The 17,417-nt window shown below is 44.0% G+C and carries 12 protein-coding genes and 1 tRNA gene; 1 reads left to right on the top strand and 12 read right to left on the bottom strand.

What is annotated here, in order from left to right:
- Window positions 1-18: 18 nt before the first annotated feature.
- The 3 genes from AC1HCU_RS04530 to AC1HCU_RS04520 all read right to left on the bottom strand — a co-directional run bounded on the left by AC1HCU_RS04530 (window position 19) and on the right by AC1HCU_RS04520 (window position 5,959).
- Window positions 19-2,004, bottom strand: coding sequence for a glucosamine-6-phosphate deaminase (locus AC1HCU_RS04530; protein WP_480369584.1), 1,986 nt, complete (start codon window positions 2,002-2,004; stop codon window positions 19-21).
- 71 nt (window positions 2,005-2,075) lie between these two features.
- Window positions 2,076-3,455, bottom strand: a complete 1,380-nt coding sequence (locus tag AC1HCU_RS04525; protein ID WP_480369582.1) for an MFS transporter — start codon at window positions 3,453-3,455, stop codon at window positions 2,076-2,078.
- 71 nt (window positions 3,456-3,526) lie between these two features.
- On the bottom strand, window positions 3,527-5,959 hold the full coding sequence (locus AC1HCU_RS04520) for an endonuclease MutS2 (protein ID WP_480371051.1): 2,433 nt from the start codon (window positions 5,957-5,959) through the stop codon (window positions 3,527-3,529).
- Between the two features lie 217 nt (window positions 5,960-6,176).
- Here AC1HCU_RS04520 and AC1HCU_RS04515 point away from each other — a divergent pair.
- A tRNA-Met gene (locus AC1HCU_RS04515) sits at window positions 6,177-6,250 on the top strand.
- A 213-nt stretch (window positions 6,251-6,463) separates the two neighbouring features.
- Here AC1HCU_RS04515 and AC1HCU_RS04510 read toward each other — a convergent pair.
- The 9 genes from AC1HCU_RS04510 to AC1HCU_RS04470 form a co-directional block, all read right to left on the bottom strand.
- The gene (locus AC1HCU_RS04510; RefSeq protein WP_480369580.1) at window positions 6,464-6,808 is read right to left on the bottom strand and encodes a cytidylate kinase-like family protein; all 345 of its coding nucleotides are present in this window, start codon (window positions 6,806-6,808) and stop codon (window positions 6,464-6,466) included.
- Window positions 6,805-7,761: a DUF6198 family protein gene (locus AC1HCU_RS04505; RefSeq protein WP_480369578.1), complete on the bottom strand. Its 957-nt coding sequence runs from the start codon at window positions 7,759-7,761 to the stop codon at window positions 6,805-6,807. Before AC1HCU_RS04505 ends, AC1HCU_RS04510 begins: the two co-directional genes overlap by 4 nt.
- Before the next feature lie 294 nt (window positions 7,762-8,055).
- Window positions 8,056-11,175, bottom strand: coding sequence for an efflux RND transporter permease subunit (locus AC1HCU_RS04500; protein ID WP_480369576.1), 3,120 nt, complete (start codon window positions 11,173-11,175; stop codon window positions 8,056-8,058).
- Window positions 11,176-11,195: 20 nt separating this feature from the next.
- Window positions 11,196-12,368, bottom strand: a complete 1,173-nt coding sequence (locus tag AC1HCU_RS04495; RefSeq protein WP_480369573.1) for an efflux RND transporter periplasmic adaptor subunit — start codon at window positions 12,366-12,368, stop codon at window positions 11,196-11,198.
- Window positions 12,369-12,480: 112 nt separating this feature from the next.
- Window positions 12,481-12,912, bottom strand: a complete 432-nt coding sequence (locus tag AC1HCU_RS04490) for a DUF6769 family protein (RefSeq protein WP_480369570.1) — start codon at window positions 12,910-12,912, stop codon at window positions 12,481-12,483.
- A 262-nt stretch (window positions 12,913-13,174) separates the two neighbouring features.
- Window positions 13,175-14,323 (bottom strand): glycosyltransferase, encoded by a 1,149-nt coding sequence (locus AC1HCU_RS04485; RefSeq protein ID WP_480369568.1) that lies wholly within the window; start codon window positions 14,321-14,323, stop codon window positions 13,175-13,177.
- Between the two features lie 45 nt (window positions 14,324-14,368).
- Window positions 14,369-14,854, bottom strand: coding sequence for a GNAT family N-acetyltransferase (locus tag AC1HCU_RS04480; RefSeq protein WP_480369565.1), 486 nt, complete (start codon window positions 14,852-14,854; stop codon window positions 14,369-14,371).
- A gap of 54 nt (window positions 14,855-14,908) precedes the next feature.
- A complete protein-coding gene (locus AC1HCU_RS04475) occupies window positions 14,909-16,213 on the bottom strand; it encodes a DUF418 domain-containing protein (protein WP_480369563.1) in 1,305 nt (434 codons plus the stop codon).
- A 74-nt stretch (window positions 16,214-16,287) separates the two neighbouring features.
- Window positions 16,288-17,370, bottom strand: a complete 1,083-nt coding sequence (locus AC1HCU_RS04470) for a GDP-L-fucose synthase family protein (RefSeq protein ID WP_480369560.1) — start codon at window positions 17,368-17,370, stop codon at window positions 16,288-16,290.
- Window positions 17,371-17,417 lie beyond the last annotated feature (47 nt).

Raw genomic sequence — 17,417 nt, 5'->3', positions numbered from 1 at the left:
ACTTATTTTTCTGCTAATTTACTGAACGGGAATATATTCCACAAAAGCTTCTATGGCTTCATACGAGGCTAGTCCCAGTTTCCAGTACATATCGGCCGTGGCACGGTTACGTTCTTCCGAACGTTGCCAGAACAAACGTTCATCATCGCCCAGGAAAGGAGCACTCTCCATTTGTGACTGATGCCTCAGGATGGCATTTCTTTTCTGGCGTAGCTCTTCGGGCGAGAGTGGCACAGCCATTTCAATATGATCTATCTCCCACTCCATCCATGCACCGCGATACATCCAGATACGGCAATCCTGAAACCATTCTTCTTCTTTAAGGATGTCAACTGCCCCCAGGATGGCGTCGAGACAAACCTTGTGAGTACCATGCGGGTCAGCAAGGTCTCCTGCTACGTAAATCTGATGGGGTTTAATGGTTTCAATAAAATCTCTGACAATCGTTACATCCTTTTCCGAAATAGGATTCTTCTTCACCTTTCCTGTTTCATAGAAAGGAAGATCCAGAAAATGGACATTGTCTTCAGAGAGACCTACATAGCGGTCTGCCGAACGGGCTTCCTCACGTCGTATCCTCCCCTTGATGAAAAGGATGTCGGGGGTATCCACATCTTCCTTCGTTTTTTCATGCAAAAGATAATGACGTATCTTCTCATACTTCTCCTGCAGATCTGTGTTACCGGGAGTGAATTTCTTACGCATGCTGTTCAACACCGAGATGTAACGGATTACCTCCTCATCTCCCACCGCAATGTTTCCGGAAGTCTGATATGCCACATGCACCTCATGACCCTGGTTTACCAGACGTTGAAACGTGCCTCCCATAGAGATTACATCATCATCGGGATGCGGGCTGAAAATGACGACTCGTTTCGGATAGGGTTTTGCCCGCTCGGGACGATAAGTATCATCCGCATCGGGCTTTCCTCCAGGCCATCCGGTAATTGTGTGTTGCAAGTCATTAAATATCTTGATATTCACATTATAGGCCGATCCGTAAAGAGTGATCAGCTCACTCAGTCCGTTGTCATTATAATCCTTATTTGTCAGCTTAAGAATAGGTTTATCCACCACTCCACAAAGCCAAACTATGGCCCGACGGATGAGTTTGCTGGTCCATTCACAGTTTGTAACCAGCCAGGGGCGACTAATACGTGTAAGCTCCGATGCTGCCGCCAGGTCCACATACACTTTTGTTTCGGGATGTGTCTGCAGGATAGAGCCCGGAATCAGGTCGGTTACCGTTCCCTCGACAATATCGGAGACACTTCCTGCCTTTTGTTCACTCCAGGCAACCAGAGTTATTTTTTTTGCATCCATCATATCCGAAAGTCCCATTGTGATTGCACTCACCGGTACCTTATCGAGTGATCCAAAGTTACGGGCAATATCTTTACGCGAATCCCCATCGAGCATGACAAGCCTTGTTTGTGAGTGAAGGCCGCTACCTGGCATATTAAAGCCTACATTTCCCTTACTACCCAGTCCCAGTAACAGATAGTCGAGTCCACCCATTTTTTTCAGATCCTGTTCAAAGGCTTCACAGTTTTCTGCTATCAGATCTTTTTCAATGGTAGCATCAGGAGAAAAAATATGTGCAGGATCTATGTCGATCTGATTTAAAAAAACATCCTTCAGCATCTGCAGGTTACTGAAAGAAAAGTCTAGTACGGGATAGAACTCGTACGTATTAAAAATGACCAGATTTTTGAAACTTACGTTTTTTTCCCTATGCTGCCTGACCAGTTCCTCATAAACCGGCATGGGAGATGTACCTCCACTGATGCCAAGCACAAACATTTCTCCCTTTTGCTGTTTTAGCAGCATTTCCGCTACAATATCGCCGGCCACCTTCTTTGCTGCTTTTTTTGATTCCTCATAGATTGCCAGGGGTAATTTCTCAAAGCGCGCCAGATTATATTCTTCAAAATCGTTTTCAGGGCGGTAGTATTTTCTGGGTACCCTTTCAAACGCAATGTGTGAACTCAAATCTAATCTCATATTTTCTGTTTTTAAAAAAATGTTGTTTATACTTAATATAACATTTGAAGTGATGACATGTTTTTATTTTACTATTCTTTGACTTTCCTGTGATCCATTCTACGTGTTATACGTCCATAAATAAATAGCGCAATAGCAGATATGGCACCAATTGCCACGAAAACATACCAGATATAGTGTGCATGCTGCGTGGCGGCAGCATATGCCACGCTGTCTATCACCCCTGCATCATTGGTAAAAAGTCGCGGATCGGGTAAATATTTATCCAGCAGAAATCCCGACAATCCAAAAGCAAAAAGGAATGAGAAGAAAGAATGCAGGTGACTGAAGCCCAGATACAATCCCTCCTCTCCTTTTGGAGCCTGAAGTGAAAAATATTCCAGGTAACGGGGTGAAATAAAACATTCGGCAATTGCCTGGAAGGCTATCCCTATAATCATCATGAAAGCCACGGGATGCAAACCCAGAATATAACTTTCCCCAATTTGTGTTCCGAAAGACATGATCAGTGCCGAGACAGGAATAATGAACATTCCCACCATCATGGAGGTAATGGCACTTCGCTTTTTCATCAGTGAAGTCACAAAGTTAACACTTACGAAAACGATCAAAGGGTTCACGTTTGCGTACCATCCGGGCGAGGCACTCTCTCCAATGAGCCGTATTACATATTTGGGCATGGTGGCATACATTTGACTCTGAATCATCCAGAAACCGCTGACAATAAGGATCAGCACCATCAATCGCCCGTTAAGCACTACTTTTACCAGTGATTGCCCTATTTCGGCAAAACTTTTTCCTTTACCCTCCGTTCTGACCGATTTGTAAAAGAAATATACAGCGAGAAGGGCAAGTAGGGTCATTGCGGCTGAAAAATAATTCAGGTAAACCAGGCCCTGATCACCCATGCTCCGTCGCAGAGGGTCGACCACTGTTTTGCCGGTGAAAGCGCCAATATTGACCATCATGTAAAAGATGGAATATCCCCGCGCCCTGTTTTCAGGTGTTGTTTCACGGGCAACAGTACCGGAGATGACCGATTTAATAAATGCTCCACCTATAACTACCAATATGAGGGGGGCAACAATGGACCATCTGAGATAACTCTCCTTCAACCCTGTGTAGGTGGTTGTCATCTCATAATTAACCAGTCCGGCATTTTCGAGCATCGTGGGCAGAATACCCAGCCCGGCATAACCAACCGTGAGCAGGGTAAATGCGAGAATAATTGCCGACCGGAACCCTATTTTATCAGCATAAGCTCCTGCAAACAGTGGTAACAGATATAGAGAAGCCGAAAAGAGTCCTGCAATCACCCCAGCCTCAATATCTGAGAAGCCCCATACATTTGAGAGATAAAGGGTAATGACAATAAATACCGCATAGTACGCGAGTCGCTCAAGAAGCTCTACAAAGTTGGCTACCCAGAAAGGTTTTGAAAATTTTACCATCTACGGATATGTTAATTTCTATTTGAGTGATTTTTTAATATCAGGGACAAAGATAAAAAATAATTTGAATATTATGCCAGATCGATCACCGTAATTCCGGTTCCGCCAAACTGAACATGTTCATCCTGAAAATGGGCGACACCCTCTACGGTACCTAAATACTCACGAATAATCTGCCGCAATGTGCCCGTACCTGTTCCGTGTAGTATACGTACCCGTGAAACGCCCAACTGAATTGCATCGTCAATATAATAGATAACCGCCTGCAACGCTTCATCCCCTCGCATGCCTCTGACATCAATATCCTGTTTGAAATTCAGTTTTCGTTCGTGTAGCAGGTCGCGGGTGTTGGAGGCTTTCTTCTCCTTTTTAAGCTGGTTGCTGCTTACCCTCTCCAAACTGTCTATGTTGACGGTGGTTTTGATCATCCCAAAGGCAACGGTTGCTTTTTTTCCTGAAACCTCCATCACTTCACCTGCAGAAGTTTGCCCTTTGATGCGAACCACATCTCCTGCTGACAGCTTTTCGTGGATTACCCTTGACTCAGTAGTCTGGTTTTTCGTTTTCCTGACAGGTTTCTTTGATATCGTAAGCTCCTTCTCGTCTGTCACGGCTGCTGTCACCTGCTCTTTAAAACGACTCAGTGACTCTCGTACCTGTTTGGTTTTTTCCTTATCGGCCTTTGCCTCTCTGATCTCCCTAATAGTATTTTCGATGCGTGCATTGCTCTCGGCCAGCATCTGTTCTACCTGTTGCCGGGCCTGACTGAGAATCTCCTTTTTCTGTTTGTTTATTTCCTCCAGACCGGCTTCATATTTCGTGGCTGTCTCTTCCAATCTGTTGCGTTCACGCCGTATCTCATCGCGTTTTCGTTCCCAGTACCTCCTGTCACGGGCTATATCCTGCAGGTATTTATCCATGTTTATATAATCGCTTCCCACAATCTCCGAGGCGTGTGCAATCACCTCTTCCGGAAGTCCGATCTTGCGGGCGATCTCCACGGCAAAGGAACTTCCCGGATTACCGATGGAGAGGCGAAAAAGGGGTTGCATCTCATGACGGTCATACAACATGGCGCCATTCACTACTCCTTCATGTTCGTTAGCAAAATGTTTCAGATTCTGGTAATGGGTGGTGATCACGCCAAACGATTGCTGCCGGTTGAACCTGTCAAGCAGTGCTTCCGCAATGGCTGCACCAATCTGTGGTTCTGTACCGCTTCCAAACTCATCGATCAGCAGTAATGATTTTGCATTACTGTTTCGTTCAAAGAACTTCATGTTCATCAAATGGGAACTGTATGTGGAAAGATCATTCTCAATGGACTGTTCATCGCCAATATCGATAAAAACATCTGCAAAGACCCCCACTTTTGAATTTTCTTTCAATGGAATCAGTAACCCGCACTGCACCATATACTGGAGGAGGCCGACCGTTTTCAGGCAGACCGATTTACCACCCGCATTGGGTCCCGAGATCACCAGGATTCTATTTGCTTCTCCAAGTGTGATATCAAGCGGGACAATTTTCCGATTTTGTTTTTTCAGTGACAAGTAAAGTAGCGGATGCACTGCCTCCACCCAGTCGATTAGCCTTGTATTCTCGAGGGAGGGTCTGATGGCTCCTATTTGCTGAGCAAAGGCCGCTTTGGCCTGAATAAAATCGATCTTCGCAAGGAATTCGTATGACTCCAGCAGGTCGGGCAGGAAGGGACGCAGATAGTCGGTAAAGTCGACCAGTATGCGTATGACTTCACGCCGTTCGTCACTCTCCAGTTCCCGGATACGATTGTTGGCTTCCACCACCTCAGAAGGTTCGATAAAAACTGTCTTACCCGATGCCGATTCATCGTGCACAATTCCTTTGATCTTTCGTTTGAAGGAAGGATTCACCGGAATCACGAGGCGACCGTCTCGCATGCTTGGCGCTACATCCTTTTCCACAAATCCTTCAGCCTGTGCTCTGCGTAGGATGGCATTGAGGCTTCTGGAGATGCCGTTCGCGGTGGAAGTTAGTTCACGCCGTATCTCCGACAAACGGGCAGAGGCATTGTCCTTCACCTGTCCGAATGTATCGAGCAGGTTATCTATCTTTTTGGTGATCTCCGGGAAGATCATCACGTGTCCTGTCAACGCAAGCAGATGCGGATACCGGGGTGTCTTCTCTTCGTCGCGGCGCAGGAACGACACAATGCCGTGAATGGTTTGTAACGAACGTCGTAGCTCGAAGAGTGCACTCTGGTCGATCCAGGCACCTGCCACACGCACGCGTCGCAGCACCGGGCGCAGATCATAAAAATGATCAGCCGGAAATGCATCTTCTTCTTCCCTGATGTGGACAAACTCTTCTGTTTGGAACAGCAACATACTGATCTCATCAAAAGAAGCAGAAAATTTCATATCTTCCACCTTCTCCCGGCCCAGTGAACTCAAACACCTGTCCGAGATCAGCTGTCTCACTTTATTGAATTCTATTTTCTGTTCAAAATTATCTGGATAGATCACTTTACTCTGTTTGTAAGCCGTGTTATATATCTGTTTGTTCCGCAAAATTACAATTTTATGCCGACTATTTCTATTCCGGTCAGTAGATTCCCATATTTCTCACAAAAAACTCAAGTAGTAGGATTATCAGAAGCACACTTCTTTTTATCCACATTTTTGTTTTTGTAGTTGCAGAATTAAAAAAGATATACTACTTTTGCCCCTCGAATTTGAAAATGGCGAGATAGCTCAGTTGGTTAGAGCGCATGATTCATAATCATGAGGTCGGGGGATCATGCCCCCCTCTCGCTACCCTGATAATAAGGCAGTTGCAAAATAAAAAATGTAGCTGCCTTTTCAATTATACACAATTTACACATGCAAAACTCCCCTTCGGTACATTCTCTCAAAAAATATCAATCTTATTGATGATTTTTCACAGGTTGCTCCGAATAATCACCAACATACCTGATTTTGTACCTCTTTCGTGTTTTACAACTCCCATAGCTGTTCTAAGCGGATGTTTCATTGATCTGTTAAAATTCGGACCTTTGCTGCTTCGATGATCATATCGGCGGTTTCCCTGATGCCAAAGAGGGAGGTCTCCATCGTCATATCATATTCATTCAGGTCGTTCCACTCCTTTCCGGTATAATGGCGGTAATAGTTCATCCGTTCTTTGTCTTTTGTTTCCATCACTCTCAGAGCTTCCTCAGGCTTTACCAGATATTCAAGTACCACACGTCTCTTTCGAAACTCACGGTCGGCATGAACAAAGACGTTGAAGCTGTTTGGATGTCCTTTAAGGATAAAGTTGGCAGCACGCCCAACAATTACGCAGGACTCCCCGGCCGCAATATCACGTATCACCGTGTTTGTACCATAAAGAGCTTATCGTTGGGAGGGATAACCTCATTCACATAAGCGTAATTATTGTTATAAAGCCTTTCCAACAAGCTGTCTGGCAGCTTCTGCTCGTGTGTTTCCACATACTCCGGCGTGAGGCCACTGGCCATTGCGGTCAGGTCGATCAGCTTGCTGTCATAGAATGCAATCCCCAGTTTCCTGGCGATACGCTCTCCCACGGCATGTCCCCCACTTCCATACTGTCGGGAGATGGTAATCACGAAATTATTTGTGGACATATAGGGTTCCGTTACGTATTTCACGGACGTTTTAGTCTCAAGTAATCTGTCAGCAAAAGTAATTTTTTTCCTGTAGAACTGGGTCACCGCACCCACCAGAAACGCGGCAATCACAGTGCCTTCGCGCACACCTTCCAATTTTCCATGAAAAAACAATACAGCAAAAATTGCAATGGCTACCACTATAGAATCGATCGTTACCTTGACCTTTCCGAAGTTTTTATTGAACTTCTCTGAAATGACCAGTGTAAGTCCTTCCCCCGGGAGATAACCCACATCGGCCTTTAATTCCAGGAAAATACCGAAAGCCATCACAAAGCAGCTCAGTACTACTGTCAACAATTGCAGCAGGTAATGATCCGGAACAAACGAACGGGTAAGATAGAGGTTCAGGTCGATAAAGAGGCCGAAAACCGACAATAAAGGCAGTTGCAGCAACTGTTGTAGGCTGCTTTTCTTCCTGAGAATCATTATCTGGATCAAAACCAGCAGGGCATTTACCAGAATGGTGAAAATTCCCACCGTAACACCTGGGAAGAGCAGGTTGGAGACGTAAGGAAGAGAGGAGATGGGGCTTGTTCCCAGATCTGACCGGATGGAAAGTGCTACCCCATACGCAATTACGAAGATTCCCGCCAGCAACAGCAGGATGCGCAAACCCAATTTATCTTTTCTCATATTTATTGATTCGTGGGAAAGGAGGTGTTGGAACGCATTTGCATCCTACAAGATCAGCAACCCGTTTTTATTTGAAGATAACCTATGATGCAGCGACAGCCTGCTAATAAACCCTGCGTTCATTTCCTGCAAAGATAACGAAAAACCGGCACAAAAGAAAACGGAAAAAAATGAAACTTTGAATGATAAATTAATAACCGGTCGAGTAATACTTCCGGTAATCACAGCATCGCATACGTTATTCATGAATCAGCTGATAAACAGCAAAGAAACGATGCCACTTTTTTTTTATTATTATTCTGATGTTTGGTCATCTCTTATAATCCTTTTAGGAGTCCTTTTGTTCGTCTCAAGGTAGATCACCGGAATGATAAACCCATTGAGGAGCGTGGAAGTGAGTAAGCCTCCCAGGATAACGTTTGCCATGGGGCTTTGAATCTCATTGCCGGGCAGGCTTCCACCCACGGCAAGAGGTATTAATGCGAGGGCCGTAGTGAGAGCCGTCATTAGTATCGGGTTCAAACGATCCAACGAACCATGCATCACGCTTTCACGTGCCGACAATCCTTCATTTTGCAAATCGTTATAACGCGATATCAACAACATGCCGTTTCTCGTGGCAATACCAAAAAGTGATATAAAACCAATGGTGGCAGGGATACTGATATTACCACTTGTAAAAAAAAGGGTGAAAACGCCGCCGATGAGTGCCAGCGGCAGGTTAAGCAGGATAACCACAGATTGTGAAACGCTTCGGAACTGATTAAACAATAACAGAAAAATTGCCAGAATAGAAAAAACAGATGTAATGAATAATGTGCGCGATGCTCTCTGTTCACTCTCAAACTGACCGCCGTATTCAATATGATAACCTGAGGGAAGCTCAATTTCACGGTCTATAACTTGACGGATTTCATTTACCGCTCCACGTAGATCACCCCCGGATACATTTGCCGAAACGACGATTTTGCGGGATACATTTTCACGGTTGATGGTATTAGGTCCGGTTACAGACGAAATATCCGCAATATTTCCCAATGGAACTTTCTGTCCGTTGGCATCAACAATAATGTTTCTGATGCGTTCAGCCGATGCACGGTTATCGTCATTTACCTTCAGTGTCAGGTCGTACGATCTGTTTCCTTCATATACCTGCGAAACCACCTCACCTGCAAGCAAGACGCTCACCATCTCAGAGAATGCAGGCAGAGAAACGCCATACTTTGCCAATAGTTCCCGTTTTGGAGTTATTTTCAGTTGTGGACGTTCCACCTGTTGTTCCACATTCAAATCCACAACACCTTTCACATCTTGTATGGAAGCTTTGATTTGATTGCCCAACCCGTACATTTTATTCAGATCGGTTCCGAATAGCTTGATGGCAATATTGGAACGTGTTCCCGAAAGGATAGCATCGAGCCGGTGTGAAATAGGTTGTCCTATTTCGATATTTACACCCGGTATTACCTTCATTTTCTCACGGATTTCTTTAAGTATCTCATCTTTTGAACGTTTGTCCAACATCACAGGTACTTCAATCTCCGACACGTTCACTCCCAGCGCATGTTCATCCAGTTCGGCACGCCCTGTCTTACGCCCTACTGTCTGCACTTCCGGGATGGAGAGCAGTATTTCTTCGGCCATACGACCTGTTTTGTCCGACTCTTCGAGTGAAATCCCCGGCAGGGTGCTGACGTTAATGGTAAAAGAGCCCTCGTTGAAAGGGGGTAGAAAACTCCTTCCGAGCGAGAAAAACATAATAAGCGCCACCACCAGCAGCACAGCGGTACCACCCAACAACCATTTCTTATTTTGTAACGTCCAAGACAACGCTTTTTCGTAATATTTCTTGAGAAATCTTACAACAACGGGTTCCTGCTCCACATTGCCATTTTTACTCCTTTCCTTGCTGAGCAAATAACTACTCAGCACGGGGGTGAGCGTCAACGCCACAATTGTAGAAGCCGTCAGCGCCACGATAAAAGCAATTCCGAGGGGAGCCAGCATGCGTCCCTCAATTCCCGTAAGAAAGAAAAGCGGTACAAAACTTACAATGATAATCAGTGTGGAATTGAGAATGGGAAGCCGCACTTCTTTTGAGGCATGATAAACCACTTCTTTAACCGTTTTCCTTTTCTCTTCCGGCTTCTGTCGGTTTTCGCGCAGCCGCTTAAATACATTCTCCACATCCACAATGGCATCGTCCACGAGCGAGCCGATGGCTATTGCCATACCTCCCAGGCTCATCGTATTGATCGTCAGTCCCATCATTTTTAATACAAGAATGGTCACCACGAGAGATATGGGAATAGTAATAAGCGATATAATGGTTGTTCGTGTATTCATCAAAAAAATAAAAAGCACGATGACTACGAAAACAGCACCTTCCAATAACGATTTTTGTATGTTGCGAATGGAACTTTCAATAAAACGGGATTGGCGGAAAATGTCGTTCGATATCTTCACATCATGTGGTATGACCGTCCGGAGCTCTGCAATAGACTGGTCTAATTTATCGGTCAGCACCATGGTACTGGTTGCAGGTTGCTTGGTCACAGTCAACAATACTGCCGGTTTATTCCGCTCCGAGGCTGTTCCCAGTTTAGGTGTTTTGTCACCAACCTTCACCTCTGCAATACTTTCGAGAAGCACAGGGCTCTCCTGCCCGACCTTCACCACCGCTTTTTTTAATTCCGACAGATTATTTGTAGAGAGTATCCCGCGAATGATATACTCGTTTCCATATTCATTGAGAACTCCGCCCGATGCGTTCTTATTCATACCCCTTACTATGTCGAGCACTTCGTAGAGTTGTACATCGTAGTGTCTCATTTTTTCCGGATTAAGCAAGATCTGGTATTCTTTTATTTCGCCTCCCAGCACGGTGACCTGCGCCACCCCTCCGGTGGAGAGCAGGCGGGGACGGATTGTCCAGTCGGCAATCGTTCGTAAGTCCCGCATCGATGTCGTATCGGCCGTAAGTCCGATAATCATCACCTCGCCCATAATTGAGGATTGCGGTCCCAAGGTTGGATTGCCTACGTTGGAAGGCAGCGCATCTTTTACAACTGCCAGTTTCTCAGACACGATCTGCCTGGCTATATAAATATCCGTACTCCAGTCGAATTCGACCCAGACAACCGAAAAGCCGGTGGTAGACGCCGAGCGGACACGCCTTACATCCGTCGCCCCGTTCAGGGCAGTTTCCACGGGAAAGGTGACCAAACGTTCCACTTCTTCGGGTGCCATCCCCTGTGCTTCAGTCATCACGACCACGGTAGGTGCATTTAAATCGGGAAAGACATCCACTTCCATATTGGAAGCAGTGTAAACTCCACCCAGAATCAATAGCAGGGATACTACCAGGATAACCATCCGGTTACGTAGAGAAAATTGAATGATTTTATTTAGCATGGTTTTATCTCCGACTTTTATCAATGGGTATGTCCTTCGGGAATAGCCGATGAGGTTGCTGCCAGTTTCACCTGATACACGCCGTGAGTAACTACTTTGTCGCCCTGTCTCAATCCGGCAAGTACCTGCACTCGCCTCCCGTCACTTTGTCCGGGCGTAATCTCCTGTTTTTTGTATCCTTCTTCATCGAGTTGAACATATACAAAAAAAAGTCCCTGCTCTTCGGTAATTGCTGATAAGGGTACTGATATAACATTTTCCAGCGGTGAGGAAAGTAAATATACCTCAATATACGATCCAGGAATAACACCCTCCACATTATCGAATTCAAATGTTACAGGGATAAAAAAGGAGTTTCCATCCAATGCTTTTCCGAATGAAAGTAACTGTCCGTTCATTCCTGAAAGCTCGTAAAGTTTGTCATCATATGCCATTTTAAAATTTGCGCTCCGGATGGCCGGAATGGTTTTATAATGAGTCTCGGGTACCTCGGCGCGGAGTTGCAGTCTCCTATTTTGAGATATCATGGCAATAGGTTGTCCCACCGAAATATAATCGCCCTGGCTCACAAAAAGATTTTTCACAAATCCATCAATTGGTGAAGTCACGCTTACACTACCGGCACTGTAGCTCGCGGCCTGTGACTCGTAGGCAGCTCTGGCAGTTTCATAGCGTAAACGGACCTCTTCAAAATCCTTCTCGGAAATGATTTGCTCTCCCACCAGATTCTCAGCGCGTTGAAATGCTTTCAGCGCGGTTTCATAAGCTATCTTTGCTTTTATTACGGGATCTCCCTCAGGAAGCCTTTGCAGTGAGACGGTGACGACTTTCTCACCGGCACGAACTGTCGTACCGGGTGCGATTGACCTATTTGCGAATGACACCACCCCGTTTACAGTGGCGGCAATGGTAGTTTCATCTCCTTGCGAAGAGAGGATTTGTCCGCTTGTTTTGATGACCTGCCGGAAGGTTCCGGCTGAAACGGTTTCCAAAGTCAGTTCCACGGCGTCGGCCTGGGCTTTGGAAAAGTGTATTTCATCGACATGCATCTTTGCAGTCGAATGGTCATGCAACTCGTCTTCGGCATGTTCGGGTGTATCATGGGTGACTGTCATTTCATGATTTTTATTCCTACAACCCGACAGCAATAAAGCCAGGATGATGGATAAAAAAGACACAATAAATATTTTCATAAATTGTTGAATGAAAGATAAACAAAAGGCAAATGAATAACCGGATTCCCTGCTTTTGAAAACGATTGATCAAAAGCAGCCAATCCCCGGTCTAACTATTTGGATAAATAATCTATAATAACGAAAAAGGAGGAGCACGCAAGCCAGTAGGGCTGTACTTTTCAGTATCAGGAATGATAAGGGTTAATTCGCCGTAATCCGATTTTTCATCGGGGAGCGGAATCGTTAAATCCGCCAAAACATATATAAACAAGTCGTGATGAAATGAATAATCAGCGTGGACAGACGGGAATGATTTGAAACGCCCCCCGGAATCGGCTTGTTGGGCAATGAAACTGGCATGCGCAACACAGTTTGAATTTTCAGAACCGGCATCCGATGCAGGGTTATGATTGTGTGAATGTTGATGATCAGAATCATGTGCAGCCTGATCCGTCTGAAAGCATGGCACCCCGTCATCGTGATGATGATGCGGAATGGCGGAGAGTGCCAGCATCAGCATGCTCGCAAAGGCAATAACAAATATGTTTACAATGCGTTTCAAATAATTTTCTGCTATTCGACAGCAAAGATAGGACTAAATTCTTGCAAATAAGTTGTAAAAATCTTCTTTGGTCAGCAAAATTAATAAAATATGCATAGGAGAAGTCACAAAAATGCATGAGAACTCAATTTTTTCCAAGCAGCAGGATTAAAAAAAAGCAAGAAACGAACGAATTGATTGCCATACTTTATACATTTTTACTGTAATACGCATTCAGCATACCCATTGTCTGCATGATCGTTCACGATGAAACAGGAAGTTTCTATAGTTCGGGACTCTCTCCCGAAACCAACCTGTTAAAGACTGTGAGTTGATAATGTGGGTTATAATATTTATCGATTATTTCGTATGAGTTTTTTCTCACTTGCCGCCTGTCCATCAGATTCAACCAGTCCTCTATTTTAACTTTAAGATCCTTCGCGTCATTTTCCTTAAAGAAAAAACCGTTATGCCCTGCCTGAATGGCTCCCGATTCGGGCATCTGGTGATACATGTTGTCATGTGTGCATACGGGAGTTCCAAAACTCAACGAATGGATTGCAGTCAAACCTACATTTCCGGGTGATACGCACAAGTCGGACATCGAAAGATACCTGCCATTTTCCTCTTCGTCGTAGCAGGCACCTGCAAAATACAGCCATCCATTTTGTATTCCTGCTCTCCCCTGTTCCTCCAGACTGTTTTTATGGGCTCCATCTCCCACGATCAACAGGTTTACATCCGTTTGCTTGTCGTTGATCTGATTCACTGCTTGCAAGAGCAGGTCCAGCTTCTTCACGCCGGTCAACCTTCCGATAAAAATGACCACAGGCAAATAAGGGTTCGTAAAAAAAGGGAAAACATCCTTTTTATCGAGAGCTTGAAGTTTGTGACGTAATACTTTATGGACATCGTAATCCAATGAGTTGAAAAAGACGTATAGATTATCCGGAGCAAACCCATGTTCAATCATCAGTTTTTTCGCTCTTCTCTCATAAAGCAAGTGTTTGTGTGCAAGGCTAAAAAACGCTTTTTTAAGGATCAACCTAAACCCTTTTTCATTCCCGTACAAACCATGTTCCCAAAAAACGACCTTGACTCCACGTAGCCGACATATTATCGCAGCTACCCACGTGGAGAGTCGGGACATTTCACCCGGGAAAACCGCAAATTCAAATTGACTTTTCATACATTCTCGAATAACTCCTTTTTGCCAAATCAGGACAGTGCCTTTCCACCAGTAGTTTTTTACTTTGTGAATTTGTTTACTGTTTAAAGAAAGCCCTTCTCTTTCGAAATCGATTGTTTCCACAACGTTCGCATGATCACCGTAGAAAAAATGCATATTCCACCCTGGATTGTTGAGTAAAACTCTCCAGAGAGGCGCCCTGTAGTGCGGTGCCAGATTCATAAAAAACTTTATCGTTGTCATAAAAAGAGAAGTTCAAAAGCGTTATTCCGTACGAAAACATTCCGATCAATTTTCTTTGGGGAACAAATAAAGCCTCATGACGATAGCGTTCTCGTCTATCTCCTTTTCTTTTTCAAAACCAAGCCTTCGCATCAATTTGTACGAATTGATATTTTCTTTCAGCACAATGGCATAGAGCGATTCCAATTTTATCGATTTTGCATAATCAATCATATATTGCAATCCCTGAACCCCGATGGTTTTACCCCAGTACTCTTTTTCACCAAGATAACCGAACGTCTCGCCATCTTTATCGGTAAGATGCTTGATACCCATCACCCCGATAGGTTTGTCTTTATACCAGACAGATCTTATATAATAATCGTTTCGAGTCTTCAGGCTTTCGAACCACCTCTCCTGTGACTCCGCATCAAATTCCGACGCAGAGGTTAACTCTTTAATGATAGGATCATTTAACCATTCCCACGACTTTTCCAGTATATCGCGATTGAATTCCCTGAATTCAGCCTCAAAAATTTTTCTGTATTCCATAAGTTCTTTTTTAGTATGTAATATTATGTTGACTTCATTCTTTATATATTTTGGTTATTCCCGTACGATTTCCATTTTATCAGGATTCAATTTTTTTTTAAACAGTTGCCATTTCAAGTAGGTTCCCGAACGCCAGAGCCATTCAAGCGGGCCATAAACAAATTGTTTCATCCACCATCTGCTTATCACAACCTGCAGTGTATAGATTGTCAAGCCTAAAGCGAAAAGCAATGCAGGCCCCTTGCCTCCGAAAAACGAACCGAATCCCCATGCAGAAAAGAAAATTGCACCCAATATATTTTGCATCTCATAGTTTGTCAGCCCCATGCGTCCGTACGGGGTAAGCAGGTTCAGGTATTTTCTTATACCAGCGACTTGATAAAGGGATATGAAACCGGTTACCAACGCACCAGACATGGCTATTGTACCGATGTTATTCAAGGAGGACACAAGGAGTGCGATTAGAGGCACGTCTCCTTTCTCCGCTCTTAATTTCAGCAAGTTAACCGGTGCTTCAGGTCCAATGATTCTGGCTGTGAGCACTGCTGCCAAAGAAACAAGCATAAATGCACCAAACAGAACAACATTTCTCTTTTTCCTGATATGTACCTGCTCAAAAAAATGAAGCTTGCCGGCAATGAAACCGGTAATAAACAGTGCCAGTACTAAAAAACCGGTATCGGTATGCAAGAATTGAAACTTTATTTTGTCAATTGTCCGAAAGGTTAGATTCTCTTTTGCCGTTTCAAAAAAAATCTTACTCTTTGTTCCGTAATCTCCATCATTTGATTTCGAAACTTCGGAAGGAGCTGCGGACTTACCTGATATCGTCATACCGGCGTCAAGGATGGAACGCTCCGTTTTTATCTGATCGAAACCGATTATAAATAAGTTCGGAACGCCTGTGAATATCAAAAATACAATGAGCATAAGAATCCAGTTTCTCAAGGGAAACAAGAAGACCAGAATCACCCCGAACAGTGCGTAAATAGTAAGTATGTCGAGATAAGTAAAACTTATCCCTATAAGGCCTATTGCAAACAGCAACAACATACGCCACATAAAACGGCCACGAAAATCCACACCTTTTTTTGAGGCTCTTTCCATCTGGATGTAAAAACTCAATCCGAAAAGAAAGGAAAAGATACTTATAAATTTCCCCCTGATTGTCATGTCTGAAAACCGATCAATAAATATATCAAATACAGAAGGAGACAAATTATGCGATAAGCTGGTGAAGGTATAACCAAAATAATCCAGCATGTGCATAAGAATAACTCCCAGCAATGCAAAACCTCTCAAAGCGTCAATAACTTCGATCCTTTGGAAAGGAGTAGAAGCGGTTCTATTTTCCTTCATCGTGTCGGTTGTTATTTGGTTTTTCTTACAAGGTTCCTGGCCGTACCATGATTAAAATAAAGACAAAATCAGCTCTACTTCTGTTCCTGATCTTTAAGATACCATTGATATAAAAGAGATATTCCCTCTTCAAGTTCCACAGAATATTTCCAGCCGAGAGTGTTTATTTTGGAGACATCCGTAAGTTTTCTCATTGTTCCGTCGGGTTGAAAAGGGTTGAATTTGATTTTCCCCGTATACCCTACGATACCGGCTACAAGCTCGGCAAGTTTTCTGATGCTGATCTCTTTTCCGGTGCCGATGTTGATGTGACAGTTACGTACCTCCTCCATTCCCTTTTTTAAATCCACAAAATTCACATTGTTCATGATGAACAGACAAGCTTCGGCCAGATCTTCGCTCCACAGAAACTCCCTTGTGGGCTTTCCGGATCCCCACAACTCCAGATGATTCGAAAAAATTCCAAACTTATTCAGTGTAAAAATAAAATCGTCTATCGTACTCATACCGTTCACATCATTCAGTCTCCTTCTCCTCAGATCTTTCTGAATGCTACTCCAGTTATTTTCCTGCAGACATTTGGCCAAATGCATCTTCCGGATGATTGCCGGAAGTACGTGACTCTTTTCAAGGTCGAAATTGTCATGAGGGCCATAAAGATTAGCAGGCATAACGGCCAAATAATTGGTACCATATTGCAGGTTGAAACTTTCCAGCATTTTTAATGCTGCTATTTTTGCAATCGCATAAGGTTCATTCGTATATTCAAGCTGTGAGGTAAGAAGATATTCTTCTTTTATGGGTTGAGGGGATTCTTTGGGATAAATACAGCTGCTCCCTATAAACAACAGTTTTTTCACCTTGTGGCGGAAACTTTCGCCAATCACATTGTTCTGAATCTGAAGATTACGATAGATGAAGTCTGCTCGGTAAGTATTATTGGCAATAATTCCCCCGACATAAGCTGCTGCTAAAATCACATATTCCGGCTTCTCCTGGTCAAAGAAATCCCTTACAACAGCACCATCCATCAAATCCAGTTCGCTATGAGAGCGGCCGATAAGATTGGTATATCCCTGGTTCTGAAAACACTTCCAAATAGCCGATCCCACCAGGCCTTTATGTCCGGCAAGATAAATTTTACTATTCTTATTCATAGTCGATTGCATTCATAATTCTTAGCCTTTTTCACAAATTTTCATCA

Source organism: Proteiniphilum sp. LBM24028 (assembly GCF_056629195.1).
This window is presented reverse-complemented; position numbering and strand designations above follow the sequence as displayed.